The organism is Burkholderia sp. AU30198 (genome assembly GCF_020419825.1).
Classification (GTDB): domain Bacteria; phylum Pseudomonadota; class Gammaproteobacteria; order Burkholderiales; family Burkholderiaceae; genus Burkholderia.
On the sequence record NZ_JAIZSA010000002.1, the window covers coordinates 657,146 to 673,098 of the forward strand.

General features: G+C 65.2%; 14 protein-coding genes. 3 read left to right on the forward strand and 11 right to left on the reverse strand.

Annotated features, from left to right (window positions below; genetic code table 11):
- Positions 1-20: 20 nt before the first annotated feature.
- Positions 21-923, reverse strand: coding sequence for an alpha/beta fold hydrolase (locus LGN19_RS08580; RefSeq protein ID WP_174956050.1), 903 nt, complete (start codon positions 921-923; stop codon positions 21-23).
- A gap of 722 nt (positions 924-1,645) precedes the next feature.
- On the opposite strand from LGN19_RS08580, the gene betI reads away from it, so the two are divergent.
- Genes betI through betA form a run of 3 tightly spaced genes read left to right on the forward strand, consistent with a single transcriptional unit; the run spans position 1,646 to position 5,451 of the window.
- Positions 1,646-2,230 carry a transcriptional regulator BetI gene (betI, locus tag LGN19_RS08585; protein ID WP_122947865.1) on the forward strand — a complete coding sequence of 195 codons (585 nt, stop codon included), beginning with the start codon at positions 1,646-1,648 and terminating at the stop codon, positions 2,228-2,230.
- Between the two features lie 32 nt (positions 2,231-2,262).
- Positions 2,263-3,732: a betaine-aldehyde dehydrogenase gene (betB, locus tag LGN19_RS08590; protein ID WP_226213982.1), complete on the forward strand. Its 1,470-nt coding sequence runs from the start codon at positions 2,263-2,265 to the stop codon at positions 3,730-3,732.
- A gap of 18 nt (positions 3,733-3,750) precedes the next feature.
- Positions 3,751-5,451 carry a choline dehydrogenase gene (gene betA / locus LGN19_RS08595; protein ID WP_226213983.1) on the forward strand — a complete coding sequence of 567 codons (1,701 nt, stop codon included), beginning with the start codon at positions 3,751-3,753 and terminating at the stop codon, positions 5,449-5,451.
- A gap of 84 nt (positions 5,452-5,535) precedes the next feature.
- Here the strand turns inward: betA and LGN19_RS08600 are convergent, their stop codons facing one another.
- The 10 genes from LGN19_RS08600 to LGN19_RS08645 form a co-directional block, all read right to left on the reverse strand.
- Positions 5,536-6,120: a dual specificity protein phosphatase family protein gene (locus tag LGN19_RS08600; RefSeq protein ID WP_226213984.1), complete on the reverse strand. Its 585-nt coding sequence runs from the start codon at positions 6,118-6,120 to the stop codon at positions 5,536-5,538.
- Between the two features lie 6 nt (positions 6,121-6,126).
- A complete protein-coding gene (locus LGN19_RS08605) occupies positions 6,127-6,621 on the reverse strand; it encodes a hypothetical protein (protein ID WP_226213985.1) in 495 nt (164 codons plus the stop codon).
- Positions 6,618-7,760 carry an MGDG synthase family glycosyltransferase gene (locus tag LGN19_RS08610; protein WP_226213986.1) on the reverse strand — a complete coding sequence of 381 codons (1,143 nt, stop codon included), beginning with the start codon at positions 7,758-7,760 and terminating at the stop codon, positions 6,618-6,620. The genes LGN19_RS08605 and LGN19_RS08610 overlap by 4 nt, the downstream gene beginning before the upstream one ends.
- A 428-nt stretch (positions 7,761-8,188) precedes the next feature.
- Positions 8,189-9,280 carry a hypothetical protein gene (locus tag LGN19_RS08615; protein WP_226213987.1) on the reverse strand — a complete coding sequence of 364 codons (1,092 nt, stop codon included), beginning with the start codon at positions 9,278-9,280 and terminating at the stop codon, positions 8,189-8,191.
- A gap of 235 nt (positions 9,281-9,515) precedes the next feature.
- The gene (locus LGN19_RS08620; protein ID WP_122947878.1) at positions 9,516-10,019 is read right to left on the reverse strand and encodes an activator protein; all 504 of its coding nucleotides are present in this window, start codon (positions 10,017-10,019) and stop codon (positions 9,516-9,518) included.
- 180 nt (positions 10,020-10,199) lie between these two features.
- Positions 10,200-10,703 carry an activator protein gene (locus LGN19_RS08625; RefSeq protein ID WP_122947879.1) on the reverse strand — a complete coding sequence of 168 codons (504 nt, stop codon included), beginning with the start codon at positions 10,701-10,703 and terminating at the stop codon, positions 10,200-10,202.
- Between the two features lie 121 nt (positions 10,704-10,824).
- Positions 10,825-11,649, reverse strand: coding sequence for an OmpW/AlkL family protein (locus LGN19_RS08630; protein WP_089448240.1), 825 nt, complete (start codon positions 11,647-11,649; stop codon positions 10,825-10,827).
- A 73-nt stretch (positions 11,650-11,722) separates the two neighbouring features.
- Positions 11,723-12,976, reverse strand: a complete 1,254-nt coding sequence (locus tag LGN19_RS08635) for a DUF2957 domain-containing protein (protein ID WP_226213988.1) — start codon at positions 12,974-12,976, stop codon at positions 11,723-11,725.
- A 71-nt stretch (positions 12,977-13,047) separates the two neighbouring features.
- Entirely contained in the window at positions 13,048-14,661 is a 1,614-nt protein-coding gene (locus LGN19_RS08640; RefSeq protein WP_226213989.1) for a DUF2957 domain-containing protein, read from the reverse strand.
- A 615-nt stretch (positions 14,662-15,276) separates the two neighbouring features.
- On the reverse strand, positions 15,277-15,573 hold the full coding sequence (locus tag LGN19_RS08645) for a cupin domain-containing protein (RefSeq protein WP_226213990.1): 297 nt from the start codon (positions 15,571-15,573) through the stop codon (positions 15,277-15,279).
- Between the last annotated feature and the right edge of the window lie 380 nt (positions 15,574-15,953).

Below are 15,953 nucleotides of genomic sequence, written 5' to 3' on the forward strand. Positions count from 1 at the left end.
CGGCCGCCCGGCGTGCTGTGTCACGACGACAGCGCGTGCATCGGTGCGGGCACGCGCGCCTGCGCGGCGGCGAGCGCGATGCCGGCGGCAAGCGACGACCCGCCGCAGAAAAAGTCGAGCAGTGCCGAGCGCGTGTATTCGCGCTGCGCGCGGCCTTCGATGTCGAGGAAATGGCCGGCGTCCGGTACCGTCCCGAACCGCGCGCGCGGCACGTGCGCGCCGAGCTGGCGCACGTCGGCGGGCGTCGTGTATTCGTCGCGCTCGCCGTTCAGGAACAGCAGCTCGCAGCCGATGTTCGAGAACTCGCTGAAGTAGCGCGCGGGCTGCAGCGACAGGATCTGGTCGACGTGAAACGCGACCTGGTCCTGCTCGTCGCGCGGCAGGCGCGTGAGATAGCGGTAGTTGTACAGCTTCATGATGCGCGGCAGATAGCGGCCGACGGTATCGTTCAGCAGCTGCGCGGCCTTCAGGTTCTCGCCGGCCGCGATGTGGTCGCGGGCGCGCGTCACGTAGTCGACCATTGCGTCGTTCAGGAACGGCGAGAACGAGCAGATCGCCGCGCGCCGTACGCTCGGGCAGCCACGTGCGAGCGCGAACAGCGACGCGACGCCGCCCCACGACACCGACACGAGGTAGGCCGGCGCGAAGCGTTCGACCAGATGCTGCAGGATCGCGGCTTCGTCGTCCTTCGTCAGGATGAAGCAGCCCGGGTTGTGCTGGCGCGACTGCCCCGCATACGGCAGGTCGAAGCAGATCGTGTTCATCCGCTCGCCGAGATACTGGACGGTCTGCCCGAACGACGCGGTCGTCGCGAGCGCGCCGTTGACGAGCATCGCCGTGTCGAACGCCGGGTCGAACACGTTCCGTTCGACGTAGACCTTCAGACCATTCGGCAGCGGGACCACGTGTTTTTCGGTCAGCATCGTCGTTCTCCGGTGGATGCGGCGTCTCGACGTCGCGGCATGCTGCAGGTGCGCAATGACTGCGCCGGTTGTTTGCGCGCAATCCGAATCGCGCGATTGGCCAATGCACCGCGGCAATACCGGCGGCATCGATTCATTCCTCGTAGTGCGGCGCCATACTAATACGGACAATATTACTGACTCAAGTCATTCCAACGATACCCTCTACTCTGTTAGGAAATTCGGCAGATTCAAATTATTTCCGCATTTTTTATGGTAAGCGGAGTGCTTTTGAGCGCGACGGCAATCGTTTGCGAAACGGCGACAGACACCCACTTAATTATCCAATACTCATTTAATATCAATGATCTACCCCGTTTAATTCGCTTATTTGAAACGGATTTTCATGAATGAATCGTGACGCCGTTTCGCAGGCCGACATTCCTATTTCATCGAATATCACATAGCTCAATACTCTTTCATTCCGTAATCGCTTCGGCACCCGCAACGATTAACCAGATTGATCGCCCGCTTCAGAATGCGTTTTAAACAAACTCCAGTTTTTTTAATCATCTTTCAATTATTTTTCTGCACCCGCACAACGCGCGCCCTGGGGGCCGCGCTCGCCTGCCGGACACACGCCCTCGCCGTCAGACCCCGATTTTTTATTGATTGAACGATCAATAAAAAACCGCTAAGCTCTCGACTTCCATGGACGGCCCGTCCGGGCGAAGGGAGTCGCGATGCCGAAAGTCGGAATGCGGGAGATTCGCCGCGCACAGTTGATCGACGCCACGCTGCGCTCGATCGACGAGGCGGGCCTGCCCGGCACGACGCTCGCCTCGGTCGCGCAACGCGCGAACATCTCGACGGGCATCGTCAGCCACTACTTCGGCGACAAGGACGGCCTGCTAGAAGCGACCATGCGGCACGTGCTGCGCGACCTGTGGTCGGCCACCACGCGCCGCCGCGTGGCCGCACGCAAGGATCCGCGCTCGCGGCTGCGCGCAATCGCCGCCGCGAACTTCGACGACACGCAGGTCAGCGCGCCCGTGATGAAGACCTGGCTCGCGTTCTGGTCGCAGAGCATGCACGACCCGATGCTCAAGCGCCTGCAGCACGTCAACACGCGGCGCCTCCATTCGAACCTGTCGGCCGAATTCGCCAAGGCGCTGCCGCGCCTGCAAGCACGTGAAGCCGCCAGCGGCCTCGCCGCACTGATCGACGGCCTGTGGCTGCGCGGCGCGCTCGCCGGCGGCCCGATCGACACCCGGGCTGCATTGAAGCTCACCCACGACTACATCGACCTGCTGCTCGCGTCCGCCTGACGCGGCGCGCAGTCGCCCCCTAGGAGATCCTCATGTCCGTATTCGGTTTGCAGCGCCTCTACATCGGCGGCGGTTACGTCGACGCCACGAGCGGCAAGACTTTCGACACCTTCGATCCCGCCACCGGCGAGCTGCTTGCGCAAGTGCAGCAGGCGAGCGCCGCCGACGTCGACCGCGCGGTCGCGTCCGCGCAGGAAGGCCAGCGTGAATGGGCCGCAATGACCGCAATGCAGCGCTCGCGCATCCTGCGCCGCGCGGTCGACCTGCTGCGCGAGCGCAACGACGAACTCGCCGCACTGGAAACGCGCGACACGGGCAAGCCGATCGGCGAAACGCTCGCGGTCGACATCGTCACCGGCGCGGACGTGATCGAGTACTACGCGGGCCTCGCGACCGCGATCGAAGGGCTGCAGGTACCGCTGCGCGCCGAGTCGTTCGTCTATACGCGCCGCGAGCCGCTCGGCGTGTGCGCGGGCATCGGCGCCTGGAATTACCCGATTCAGATCGCATGCTGGAAGACCGCCCCCGCGCTCGCCGCAGGCAACGCGATGGTATTCAAGCCGAGCGAAGTCACGCCGCTCACCGCGCTGAAGCTCGCGGAAATCTATACGGAAGCCGGCGTGCCGGCCGGCGTGTTCAACGTCGTGCAGGGCGACGGCTCGGTCGGCGCGCTGCTGACGGGCCACCTGGACATCGCAAAGGTGTCGTTCACCGGCGGCGTCGAGACCGGCAAGAAGGTGATGTCGCTGGCCGGCGCGTCGTCGCTGAAGGAAGTGACGATGGAGCTCGGCGGCAAGTCGCCGCTGATCGTGTTCGACGATGCGGACCTCGACCGCGCGGCCGACATCGCGGTGACCGCCAACTTCTTCAGCTCGGGCCAGGTCTGCACGAACGGCACGCGCGTGTTCGTGCACCGCTCGGTCAAGGATGCATTCACGCAGCGCGTGCTCGAACGCGTGAAGCGCATCCGCGTCGGCAAGCCGACCGATGCCGATACCAACTTCGGCCCGCTCGTGTCGGCCGCGCAGCTCGACAAGGTGCTCGGCTTCATCGAGAGCGGCAAGGCGGAAGGCGCGAAGCTGCTCGCCGGCGGCACGCGCCTGACCGACGGCCACTTCGGCAGCGGCCAGTACGTCGCGCCGACCGTGTTCGGCGATTGCCGCGACGACATGAAGATCGTCCGCGAGGAAATCTTCGGGCCGGTGATGAGCATCCTCGATTTCGAATCGGAGGACGAAGTGATTGCCCGCGCGAACGACACGCACTACGGCCTGGCGGCCGGCGTCGTGACCGAGAACCTGTCGCGCGCGCACCGCACGATCCATCGCCTCGAAGCCGGCATCTGCTGGATCAACACGTGGGGCGAATCGCCGGCCGAGATGCCGGTTGGCGGATACAAGCAATCCGGTGTCGGACGCGAGAACGGCATCACGACGCTCGAGCACTACACTCGAATCAAGTCGGTGCAGGTCGAACTCGGCCGCTACAACCCGGTGTTTTAAGAAAGGAGATTGACCGTCATGACGACACGCGAATACGACTACATCATCTGCGGCGCAGGTTCCGCGGGCAACGTGCTCGCAACGCGCCTGACGGAAGATCCGGATGTGACGGTGCTGCTGCTCGAAGCCGGTGGCCCCGACTACCGCTTCGACTTCCGCACGCAGATGCCGGCCGCCCTCGCCTATCCGCTGCAAGGGCGCCGCTACAACTGGGCATACGAAACCGACCCCGAGCCGCACATGGACAACCGCCGGATGGAATGCGGGCGCGGCAAGGGGCTCGGCGGCTCGTCGCTGATCAACGGGATGTGCTACATCCGCGGCAACGCGCTCGACTACGACAACTGGTCGACCCACAAGGGCCTCGAGAACTGGACGTATCTCGACTGCCTGCCGTACTTCAAGAAAGCCGAGACGCGCGACGTCGGCCCGAACGATTATCACGGCGGCAACGGCCCCGTGTCGGTCACGACCAGCAAGCCGGGCGTGAACCCGCTGTTCGAGGCGATGGTCGACGCGGGCGTAGAGGCCGGCTATCCGCGCACCGACGACCTGAACGGCTATCAGCAGGAAGGCTTCGGCCCGATGGACCGTACCGTCACGCCGAAGGGCCGTCGCGCCAGCACCGCGCGCGGCTATCTCGACCAGGCGCGCGCGCGGCCGAACCTCGAGATCGTCACGCACGCGCTCGCCGACCGTATCCTGTTCGACGGCAAGCGCGCATCGGGTGTCACGTACCTGCGCGGCAGCGAACGCGCGACCGCGCATGCGCGCCGCGAAGTGCTCGTGTGCAGCGGCGCGATCGCGTCGCCGCAACTGCTGCAGCGCTCGGGCGTCGGCCCCGGCGCATGGCTGAAGGAACTCGACATTCCGGTCGTGCTCGATCTGCCCGGTGTCGGCCAGAACCTGCAGGATCACCTGGAGATGTACATCCAGTACGAATGCAAGGAGCCGGTGTCGCTGTACCCGGCGCTCAAGTGGTGGAACCAGCCGAAGATCGGCCTCGAATGGATGCTGAACGGCACCGGCCTCGGCGCGAGCAACCACTTCGAGGCGGGCGGCTTCATCCGCACGCGCGACGACGATCTGTGGCCGAACATCCAGTATCACTTCCTGCCCGTTGCGATCAATTACAACGGCTCGAACGCGATCGAGATGCACGGCTTCCAGGCGCACGTCGGCTCGATGCGCTCGCCGAGCCGCGGCCGCGTGAAGCTGCGCTCGCGCGATCCGAACCAGCATCCGAGCATCCTGTTCAACTACATGGCCGAAGCGCTCGACTGGCGCGAGTTCCGCGATGCGATCCGCGCGACGCGCGAGATCATGCGGCAACCCGCGCTCGACCGCTATCGCGGCCGCGAGCTGAACCCGGGCGCGGACTGCAAGTCCGACAAGGAACTCGACGCGTTCGTGCGGGCCCGCGCGGAGACCGCGTTCCATCCGTCGTGCTCGTGCAAGATGGGTTATGACGACATGGCCGTGGTCGATGAAGAAGGCCGCGTGCACGGGCTCGAGGGCCTGCGGGTCGTCGATGCGTCGATCATGCCGATCATCACGACCGGCAACCTCAATGCGCCGACGATCATGATCGCCGAGAAGATCGCGGACAAGATTCGCGGGCGCAAGGCGCTTGCGCGGGTGGATGTGCCTTATTTTGTCGCGAATGGGGCGATGGCGAGGAATGTCGCGAAGGCCGTGCGGCAGCCGGAGACGGTTTGATAACGGCGGGCCTGCTGCCCGCCCATCGATGCGCCGACGAAACGCCGCCGACAGTCATTGTCGGCGGCGTTTTGCATGCGATCGTCAGCCGCTGTTCACTTCGCGCTTCAAACGCTCGACGTCGACGTTTTTCAGGTAGTTCGTGATGTTCTGCCAGATCGGATGGAACCCATACCCACCATGCTGCAGTTCATCGAGCGCCTGCTCGCGTGTCCAGCCCTGGTACACCACCCGGTACAACGCCGACACCAGGCCGGTACGATCGGCGCCGTGCTGGCAGTGGATCAGCACCGGGCCGTCCTGGTCGGCCGTCCGCAGCGCCCTCAGCGCGGTGACCATGTCTTCGTCGCGGATGTCCCACGTGTTGATCCGGATGCGTTGCATCTTGATCTGCGTGCCGGCCAGGATGCTGTCGTCCGCGTGAAACGAACGGAAGCTGATGACCTTGCGGATCCCGAGCTTCTGCAACTCCGGCACGTCGCTGCGCGACAGCTGCGCGCTGCGATACAGCGACGGCGTGATGCGATGCAGGTTGTTCACATGCGCATCGGTCACGCTCTGCGCCCATTTGATCGGCCGGGCGGACACCTCGGAGGCCGGGTCCGCGCAGGCCGGCTGAACGAGCCCGGCAAGCGTGACGGCGATCGCGGCAATGATGGCGAGTTTCATGTCGGCTCAATAAAATGCGCGCTTGCGCTCGCGTGAAAGAATGAACAGCACGATCGCGGCGGCGCTCATCGTCCAGTAGTCGGTCGGCGCCACGCCGAGCCAGTGGATATGCCAACGCACATTGGCCGGATTGAAACGGGCCAGGCCGTATGCCGGGTTCAGCACGAACCACAGGAAATCCTCGGTCAGCCAGAACACCATGATGCACGCGACGATGCGCGCCTCGATGCGCCACGACCACCGCCCGTTGAACACGGGCGGCAAGTGAAAGAACAGCGCGACGAACGGGAACACCCACGCGTGGTAGCCGGTCATCGGCCGCCCGCCCCAGAAGATGTCGAGCAGCCAGTGATGCTCGATGCGCCAGGTCGGCAGGTTGGCGGCCCAGCCCGCGCTGCCTTCGATCTGGATCTCGACGTTCGCGAAGAAGAACGCGAGCAGCACGACCCACGCGACGACGAACAGCGTATGACGCGTGGGCACGAAACGGGCCACGCTCATGCGGCGGGCTCCAGGCCCAGCACGCGATCGAGCACGAAGCGGCCGGCAAGCGGCCGCCCGAGCGGCGCGAGACGGCGACGCATGTCGGCGAGACGCTCCGGCGTCTGCAGCAACGCGCGGATCCGGTAGACGAGCGCATCGTCGTCGATCGCCTTCAGCGCGACACCCTGTTCGAGCAGGAAATCCGCATTGCGCTCTTCCTGGCCCGGAATCGGCGAATTGACGATCATCGGCAGCTGCATCGCGAGACATTCGGACGTCGTCAGGCCGCCCGGTTTCGTGATGACGAGATCGGCGCAGGCCATCAGGCGTTCCACCTGCTGCGTGAAGCCCTGCGGAAACAGCCGGCCGGGATGCTGCGCGGCCAGTGCCTGCAACGACGCCAGCATCGCCTGGTTCTTGCCGGCCAGCGCGATCAGCTGGAAGTCGGCATCCATCTCCAGCAGGCGCGCGGCCAGCACGTCGAGCCCGCCGAGGCCCGCGCCGCCGGACATCATCAGGAAGGTCGGGCGCGCGGGATCGAGGCCGAATTCGGCTGCGCAGGCCGCGCGATCGAGCGGCTGGCCGAACGCCGGCATGATCGGGATGCCGCTGACATGCACCGTGTCAGGCGCCATGCCGCGCGCATGCATGCGCCATGCGATCTCGTCGTTGGCCGCGAAATAGCCGCGCATGTTCGGCACGACCCACATGCTGTGCAGGTCGAAATCGGTGACCTGCACCCACACCGGCGTATCGACGCGTCCCTTGCGAATCTCGCGCGACAGCAGTTCAGCCGGCAGGAAGTGCGTGCAGATGATCGCGTCCGGACGCTGACGTTCGATCTCCGCGAGCAGCGGCCGGCAATTGAGCCGCTCGATCGCGCGCCGGATCTTCTGCGATGGCGCGGCGGGATCGACTTCGTCGGTCTTCTGGTACAGGTAGCCCCACAGCGCCGGCTGGCTGCTGACGAGCTTGATGTAGAGATCGGTGTACAGCTTGCGGAAGCCGGTGGACACGAAATCCATCACGTCCAGGTGGGTGGCTTCGACGCCGGCGGGATGGTGGTCGGCGAACGCGCGGATCGCTTCGGCCGCGCGGGTATGGCCGGCGCCGGCGCTCACGCTCAGGAGGAGAATCTTCTTGTTTTGCTTTGACATCTGACTGACCGTTTCGATGAAGGTGGCCCGGATACGGGTTCGCGGCGGCGCTCTCACGCGGCGGCGGTTCGTGTCCGGCTTACAACAAGCTTGGCAGATCTTCGGCGGTGCGGGCGGGCGGGTACAGCGGCGCGATCGCCGGCATCGTCTGCGGAATCATACTGCGTTCGGTCGATGGCGCCCGGATCGGGGTGATGCGCAGTCGGTCAGGCAGTCAGGATGGCGTGGCGTGGCGTGGCGTGCGGCCCGTGTAGACGCCGACAGCATGACGTCGTGGCGTGCCGCCGCCTGACGCCCGTTCGCGCGTGCGAACGGGGCCCGGCATTTCGGCGCGAACCAGGGGGTTCGCGCGCAGGTCGTTTGGAATCCTTGCGTATCGCTTCGGTAAAGGCGGTGCATCCGCCCGCCTTGTCCCCGTGTTCGCCGAATCAGGGCGTCACAACGGCCCGCTTCCCCATCCGTTTCCCGCGGACGATCGGATTCCATCGCGACGTCAGGCTCATTGCGCCGCGCAGGCGCTCGAACGCGGCGTCCTCCTTCGGCCCGAAGCGGCTGACTGCCGGCCAGGCGAGCACGTGATCGAGCCACGCCTGCCACTCGTCGCCATGAAAGCGGCCACCGATTTCCCGCACGGCCTCCGGGGCGGCGATCACGATGCCCGCCAGCAGGTAGCAAGCCCAGAAACTGCCGCCACCGACGAGTTGATCGAGCCTGCACACCGCGAGCGCCGCAAGCAGCCCGTCCACCGACGCGAGATCGGCGCGATGCGTGCGGATCGCCCGTGCAACGAGGTTGTGCTGACCACCATACGCGGCAACGGAGGTCCCGTTGCCGGCGGCGAGCACGGCCGAGAACGTCGCGAGCGCAGCCATTTCGTCGATGCGCGATGCATCGTCGCGCGGCCCGCACGCGCGCAGCACGATCGCATCGATGACGGCGCCAGGCATGGCCGACGTTTCCCCACTCGCCGCCGCGACGACGGCCAGCCTGTCTCTCAGGTTCTTCGCAGGCGGCGTGTCGCCCTGCGCGCCTATTTCAGGTGCGGTGCGTTCGCAGCCATCGTCCCCGCTACGTTCGACCCCGCCGGCAATCCGCTCGAGTGCGGCCCAGCCGACATCGGGGTCATCGAATGCGCATGCGTCGATCACGCCGTGCGCGGTGTCGAACACGGCGCGCGAACCGGGGCAGCTGCGTTCGGCTTCGTCGAGTTGCTGCATCGAAGGCACATGCGAGCACGCACCGAACGGGTCGGTCAGGTCGCATGCGCAGGCACCGCCGTCCGATGCGATCCACGGCGCGAGCCGGTAAAGAACGGCCGCTGCGTCGCGAGACAGATTCGCGCCTGTCCGCATACGTATCGCCTGTGACTCGGCGACGGTCGTGTCGCCAGCGTCAGCCGTTATCGCTGCGCAAGCGGCAGCGTCGAGTCGTTCGATCAGGTACTGCAACCACGCGGCCGTGCGCAGCCGGTCAGGCGTCGCGCCGCGGGCATCTCCATACTTTGCTGGATCGGTAAGCATGGGTCTTCCGGGAGTGTTCTGGCCAATTGGAATTGTGTTGTTTCAATCGAATCGGACAGCGCGGCACGCCGCGCCATCCCTGCATGTCCACCCGGATCGGATCGCGACACGGGCGGTCAGCCGGCCGTCGCGCCGATACGCGCGACGACACGAATGCAACGAGAAATGGGGAGTCCGCCATACATATCGCACGGCCCTCGTGCGCAACGGGAACCTGTGTCGATTCGCGAGGCTCTTACTGCACGTGGAGCTTCGGCGTCGCCATGAGCGTGCCGGTCAGCCTGCAGTCGGGTGTCCAGTCGGCATTGTTGAACGCGAGCGACGAATTCGAATCGTTCCATGCCGCCACGAGCTTGCTCGACTCGCAAACTCCGAGCACCATGAAGTCCACCTGCGCGTTGTTGATCGAAAGCTGTGTCGCGCTATCCAACTGCCCTGTCCATGGCGAAGCGCTGCTCGCGCTAGCGCTGACCAGCCGACACAAGCTGCCCCCGTTGAACTGCACCGACGCGATATTGACGATACCCGCCGGCGTAATCGTTCCGTTGAACGTCACCGAGCAATTCGCGACGATCGCCTTTTTGCTGAGGTTCGTGAGCCCCGTCGCCGAAAACGGCTCACCGTTCGGATTCATCGGCTGCCCATCCGCGCGCGACACCGTCACCGCAAAAGCAGGCGCAGCCGAAATCGCAGTGAACACCACTGCAGCAACAAGCGATGCGATTTGACGAATTTTCATCTGTACGGCCCTCTCTCTTGATATGTGGCGGCCTTACGCGAGAAACGAGACCGCTCTGCCGAATGAACCGGCCGCCGCGCCGATACACGCGACGGCACGAACCCATCGAAACCACGGAAACCCGCCGCACATACCGCACGGCCCTCGTGCGCGGCGGGCACCCGCTTCGATCCGCGACGCTTACTGCACGTGGAACTTCGGCGACGTCAGCACCGTACCGCCGACCGTGCAATCCGGCGTCAGCACGGCGCTGTTGAACGTCAGCGACGAGTTCGTATCGCTCCACGCCGTTACTACCTTGCTCGGCCCACAGGCGCCGAGCAGCGTGACGTTCACCTTGACGTTATTGATCGTCAACTGCGTCGTGCTGTCGGCCTGCCCCGTCCACGGCGACGCGCTGCTCGCGCTGCCGTTGATCAGCCCGCACGTCGCGCCGCCCGAGAACGTCGTCGACGTGATGTTGACGATGCCGGTCGACGTGATCGTGCCGTTGAAGGTCGCGTTACAGGCTGCACTGATCGATCCCTTGCTGAGGTTCGTGAGCCCGGTCGCCGAGAACGGCTCGCCGTTCGGGTTCATCGCCTGGCCATCGGCCCGCGTCACGGTGACTGCGAAAGCAGGCGCGGCGGAAACCGCGGTGAAAGCCACTGCAGCAACAAGCGACACGATTTTGCGAATGCTCATTTGAACTGCCCCCTCTCTTCACAAATGGCGGCACGCCGCCAGGAACGCGATCGCCCGGCCGGAAGGGTCCGGCCAGCCGGTCGCAGGAAACCGCCAGCGCGCCTCGTGCGCGCCGGACGGCTCAAAACTTGTAGGAAATCCCGACGAACGTGATCAGCGGATCGGCCTTCAACCGCGTGCGCGTGGTAGCGAGTGTCGAGCCGTCGGCCGCCTTGATCACCAGCGACGAGTAGGTCTTCAGCGGCATGTAGGTCAGCGTCGCCGTTACGCCCCAGTGCTTGTCGATCGCATAGCTCGCGCCGACGTTGTAGACCGGCGTGAACGACGACGACGCCTTGCCCTCCACCGACGTCGCTCCGGGCTTGCCGGCGCCGGCCGCGAGCACGCTGCCGAGGTTCTCGTTGATGTCCTTCGCGAAGTTGCCGTTCAGTTCGATGTTGCTGAACCAGCTGTAGGCCACGCCGATCCCGACGAACGGGCGGAACCGCGCCGTCGGCGAGTTGAAGTAGTACTGCAGGATGACCGTCGGGCTCCACTGCCGCGCGTTCTTCACGGCCGGCTGGTTCGCCGTCTTGTCCATGTCGACGTTGCCGAGCGCGCCGGCCGGGCCCGGCGGCTTGATCACGCCGTGGCCGGTCAGCGTGAACTCGGGCGGCACGCCGAGCACCGACGTGACCGCGATGTGGTCGGTGAAGAAGTGCGTGAGCGTGAGGCCGACGGTATCGGCGTTGTTGACCGTCAGGCTCGTGCCCGGCGACGTGAACGAACCGGGCAGGCGCAGCGGCCCGTTGATCGGCATGCTCGCGAGATTCGTCGTCAGCCCGTTGGTCGAATCCTGCGGCATGATGTGCAGCCAGCCCAGCGTCGCGACGTTGTCGCCCGCCTGCTGGGCCGATGCGAGCGTCGACACGCCTGCGACGACACCCGCGACAATCAGCTTCTTCATGAAGTCTCCCCCTCATTCTGTCGGGGCGCCGCGCATCCGCGCGCGGCGCCGCCGTGTCTCCATCCACACGCGGTCACTGCACGAACGCGCCGACCGTGAAGTACGGGTTGCTCGTATCGACCATGTCGAGGAACCCGAACACGCCGCCCGTGAACACGAACTTGCCGGTTGCCGGCCCCGACGCCGCGTCCGCATGCACGGTCGTCACGACGCCCGGCACCTTCTGCGTGTAGTCGAGGTTCAGCGCGCGCGTCAGCGCGGCCTGCGACGCGTTGAACGGGTCGAGCAGCGTGGCCTGCGCGCCGATGAGCGCGGTCGCGCGGTAGTTGAACGCGCTGTCGACGCCCGTGTACTCGCCGTCCTGCGAGCCTTGCGCGATCGCTGTCTGCGGGCTCAGGAACGAGATGCCCGATTCGTCGTCCGCGCTCGGCGGGCCTTGCGTGAGGTCCGCGTTGGCCGCACCCGTGCGGATGAAGATCGGCACGAGCTGGTTGCGCAGCTTGCCGACGATCAGGATCCCCTTGCCGGCCTTCGCCGGATCGACCGCCGCGAGCGTCGGCGGAATCTGCGGCAGGTAGTTGAGCGACTGGAACGCCGGCGCATCGGGCCGCAACGTGAACGGCTGGTTCACGGTCGCGCTCGACGCAAGCGGCTGCCCGCCGTTCTTCTTGCCGAAGTTGTCGGTCTCGACGTAGCTGCCGTCCGCGTTGATCGTCACCTGCTGGTCGAGCGCCACCGGCTGGAAGTTCTGCGACGGCACCTGGTGATAGCCGAGCTGGTTGTACTTGCCGGCAATCTTCGTCAGGTCGGTTTCCAGCGACGAAAAGCTGATGAACGGGTAGTACGGGAACGTCGTCTTCGGGATCTTGCCGACGCCGATCACGCCGTCGAACTGGATCGTCGCACCGGGGATCGCGCCGCCCAGCACGCCTTCGCCGAGGAACAGCCGCGCCGGCCGGCTCGGGTCGAGGCTCGCGTTCTGCATCCGGAACGTGCACTGGTTCAGCTTCACCGTCGGCAGCCCCGTTTCGTCGGCCAGCGTGCCGTCGACCACATTGGCGGGCGCCGTGTCGCGCGTCGGCTGCACGGTGCCCGCGGCGGTGGGCACCGGCGATGCGAGGTAGGTCATCCGGTACGTCATCTTCGTCGTGTCGAGCTGCACCTTCACGAGCTCACCCGACCCCGACCCACCGATGAACACCGTGTTGTAGTCGATCGTCTGCGGGCACAGCCGGACCACCGGCGCGGGCGGCGGGTCGCCGTCGCCGCCGCACGCGGCCAGCACGGGCGCGAGCGACGCCGCGGCCATCCATTGTTTCAAATTCATAGGAATCCTCTTGAAATTCGATTCGCCGGCGGCGACGCATGCGCCGCCGGTGTTACCTGTTCAATGCAGCGTTACTGGACGAACGCGCCGACCGTAAAGAACGGGTTGACCTTGTTGTTGTTGACGACCATCGCGTAGACATTGCCGGCCGTCACGAGCCAGCCCGTGTCGCCCTTGCTGAAGATCGCCACGTTGCCGTTCGCGCCCTTCGCGTTGAAGTCCTGCGTGGCCGTGACCTTGATCCTGCCGGGCGTGGCCTGCGTATAGTCGAGCGCGAACTGCGAGGTCACCGACGACGTCTGCGGGTCGATGAACGCCGCGGTATTGCCCTGGAACAGCGTGGACGTATAGTTCGCGGCCATCGTCGACACGGCAGTGCCGTCGTTACAGGTTCCTGCTTCCGTCAGGAACGTGCCATTGACGAACTGGCCAGGCAGATCCGGGTGCGGCACGTTCGGATTGAAGCTCGGGCCTGGCGACGGGATGAAGCTCGCCGTGCCGGGAGACGTCACGAGGCCGCATGCGGATGCACTGGTCGCGCCGATGTAACCGCCCTTCAGCGAATTGGCGGCAATCGCGGTGGCCGACGACAGCATCGAGATCCCGACTTCGGCATCGGCGACCGACGCGAGCGGATTGGCCGGATCGACATACGTGTAGCCGACACGAATCACGACCGGTATCCGCACCCCGTTCAGCTTGCCGACGATCATGATGCCTTTGGCCTGGCTCGACGCAAGGAGGATGAGCGACGACCCCTGCCCCGCGATCGGATACGAGACCACGCCAAACGCATTCGGCAGCCCGTTGCTCACGAACACGTTGTCGGCCGACCCGTCCGCATTCTTGCGCAGCGCCCAGGGGGTCCCGGTCGTCTGGCACGAGTAGTCGCTGCCTTGCGTGATCGTGCATGAACCGTCCGCATTGAGCGTCTGGTTCCAGTTGACGACGTCCGGCTCCCAGCCGATTGGCCCCGGCGTGCTCTGCCCGCCCCCGCCGAGCGGTGACAGATGGATGCCGACCTCGTTGTAATTGCCCGCGACCTTCGAAAAGTCGGTTTCCGTTTCGATGAAGCCGATGAACGGATAGAAATCGAACGTCCGCGACGGCACGTAGCCGATGGGCGTGGGGGCCCCGAGGTCGATACCCTTGTACGCAATCGTCGCCCCCGGAATCCCGCCACCCACCACGCCATTGCCGACGAACAGCATCGGCGGATCGGCACGGTTGATCGTCACCGCATACGCACCGTTGCTCGTCGCGCCGTTGTCGAGCACGAACGCGCAGCGGTTCTGCTCGGCGGTCGGGAGCGTGGTCGGATGATGGAACGACCCGCTGATCGTCAGGCCCGCGCGGGTATTGTTGACCTGCCCTGCCGACGTCGGCACCGACGATTCGAGGAACTGCATCTGATAGGTGAGCTTCGTCGTATCGAATTTCACCTTCACGTACTCGCCGCTGCCCGCGCCGCCCGTGTAGGTCGTCGTGTAATCGAGCGCGTCCGGACACAGCTTCGTCACGACAGGCGGCGTCGTTTCAGCACCGCTCGGCCCGCATGCGCTCCCCGAGCACTGCGGCACGGTGATCGGCCCCGGATCGTCGCCGCCGCCGCAACCGGCGACGAACGGCACAACGACGACCGCGCATGACAGGATCGCTTTCCGCCACTTAGGAATGCAAATCATCAACCCCTCCTTTTCAGGTACGACAAGTCTCGTCCGGACAGGCTGCATGGCCCGCCGGTTGGTATCGCGCCGCCGCACGAACGCGCGGCGCATGACGGTGTGCGCAAGGCGGCCGCGATGCCATGCATGGCACATGCGGCACACGCCGCGGCAGACAAGCGCGCTCCCGCGGCGCCGTCATGCGGCACGGCGCCGTCGGAACGATCGAAACGGGAAGTGGTTCGCCGCTACACGGCGAAATGACAACGCAGGGACGCGATCTGCATCGCGCCTGCATTCAGCGAAAAAACGGGAAACGGCAGTCCGACTGGCCCCGCGGATACGCGTCTCATGTATTGGTCTCCGTACGTACGCTTGATTCGTTATCGTGATGCGTCGTTTGTGGAAACTATGATCGGACGATACCCACAAGTAAATGGATGCAGAGTTCCAAACGACCGAAACCGCGCAATCCTAGCGCGTGCAGGGGATTTGACAGTTTTTCAAACAGCCTTCGATTTATTTGCTCAGACAAATACACGGCCCATCCAACGCGCGTTTGAACAACGACGGCCAACCCGCGCCCGGCCTTGCCGGCCGGCCCGCGACGGGCCGTATCGATGCTGCGGCGCAACCTTACACGTCGATAATCGCGAGCGTGCCGTGGCTGCCCGGCAGCACCGCGTGAAGGGTGCCGGCAAGCGCTAGGTACATCTGCCCGGCCTCGACCACGACCGTCTCGCCCGCGACCTCGAGCATCATCCGGCCGTCGAGCACCAGCAGCCCCTCGTTGTAGTCGTGCACTTCCGCTTCGTAAGCCTGCGCATCCATGCGCAGCACCTTGATCCTGGCCGGCCCGACCTCGCCGACGATCGTGGATTTCCATGCGATGGCCTGCGCAGCCGCCACGGATTTGAAGTCGATCAAAGACATGCGCCCCGCTCCATGAACGATGAAAGGAACGCATTATCGCGAGCGCCACGCATGCCGTCCCGGTACGGCGTGACGGCGTTCGGGCGGCACAGTCGGCCGGCCGGCCGCGCCGCCGGCGCGCGGGAATGCAATCGCTGCCCGGTTCGCCAAAAACGGGGCAAATTGTTCATGCATCGCAAATAAAGCACTGCGTTATTAATCGATGCGCGGTCAATTCGCGCAAATCCGACACCGGCAACGCACGCCCTTTCCACGAGAATGCATTTCCATCTACCGATTGCTAATATGGCGATCCCGCGATCCCGCACCACAACGCCGTTCGACATGACGCCCGTTCGCCATGCCGTCCCCGGTCCCGGCCGCTTCGCAGCGGCGGCGGC

Excerpts from the sequence above, each read along its gene's own strand:
- LGN19_RS08615 (WP_226213987.1), bottom strand. The coding sequence starts at position 9,280 with ATGCTTACCGATCCAGCAAAGTATGGAGATGCCCGCGGCGCGACGCCT.
- LGN19_RS08630 (WP_089448240.1), bottom strand. The coding sequence starts at position 11,649 with ATGAAGAAGCTGATTGTCGCGGGTGTCGTCGCAGGCGTGTCGACGCTC.
- LGN19_RS08640 (WP_226213989.1), bottom strand. The coding sequence starts at position 14,661 with ATGATTTGCATTCCTAAGTGGCGGAAAGCGATCCTGTCATGCGCGGTC.
- betA (WP_226213983.1), top strand. The coding sequence starts at position 3,751 with ATGACGACACGCGAATACGACTACATCATCTGCGGCGCAGGTTCCGCG.
- LGN19_RS08620 (WP_122947878.1), bottom strand. The coding sequence starts at position 10,019 with ATGAAAATTCGTCAAATCGCATCGCTTGTTGCTGCAGTGGTGTTCACT.
- LGN19_RS08645 (WP_226213990.1), bottom strand. The coding sequence starts at position 15,573 with ATGTCTTTGATCGACTTCAAATCCGTGGCGGCTGCGCAGGCCATCGCA.
- betI (WP_122947865.1), top strand. The coding sequence starts at position 1,646 with ATGCCGAAAGTCGGAATGCGGGAGATTCGCCGCGCACAGTTGATCGAC.
- LGN19_RS08635 (WP_226213988.1), bottom strand. The coding sequence starts at position 12,976 with ATGAATTTGAAACAATGGATGGCCGCGGCGTCGCTCGCGCCCGTGCTG.
- betB (WP_226213982.1), top strand. The coding sequence starts at position 2,263 with ATGTCCGTATTCGGTTTGCAGCGCCTCTACATCGGCGGCGGTTACGTC.
- LGN19_RS08610 (WP_226213986.1), bottom strand. The coding sequence starts at position 7,760 with ATGTCAAAGCAAAACAAGAAGATTCTCCTCCTGAGCGTGAGCGCCGGC.
- LGN19_RS08625 (WP_122947879.1), bottom strand. The coding sequence starts at position 10,703 with ATGAGCATTCGCAAAATCGTGTCGCTTGTTGCTGCAGTGGCTTTCACC.
- LGN19_RS08600 (WP_226213984.1), bottom strand. The coding sequence starts at position 6,120 with ATGAAACTCGCCATCATTGCCGCGATCGCCGTCACGCTTGCCGGGCTC.
- LGN19_RS08580 (WP_174956050.1), bottom strand. The coding sequence starts at position 923 with ATGCTGACCGAAAAACACGTGGTCCCGCTGCCGAATGGTCTGAAGGTC.
- LGN19_RS08605 (WP_226213985.1), bottom strand. The coding sequence starts at position 6,621 with ATGAGCGTGGCCCGTTTCGTGCCCACGCGTCATACGCTGTTCGTCGTC.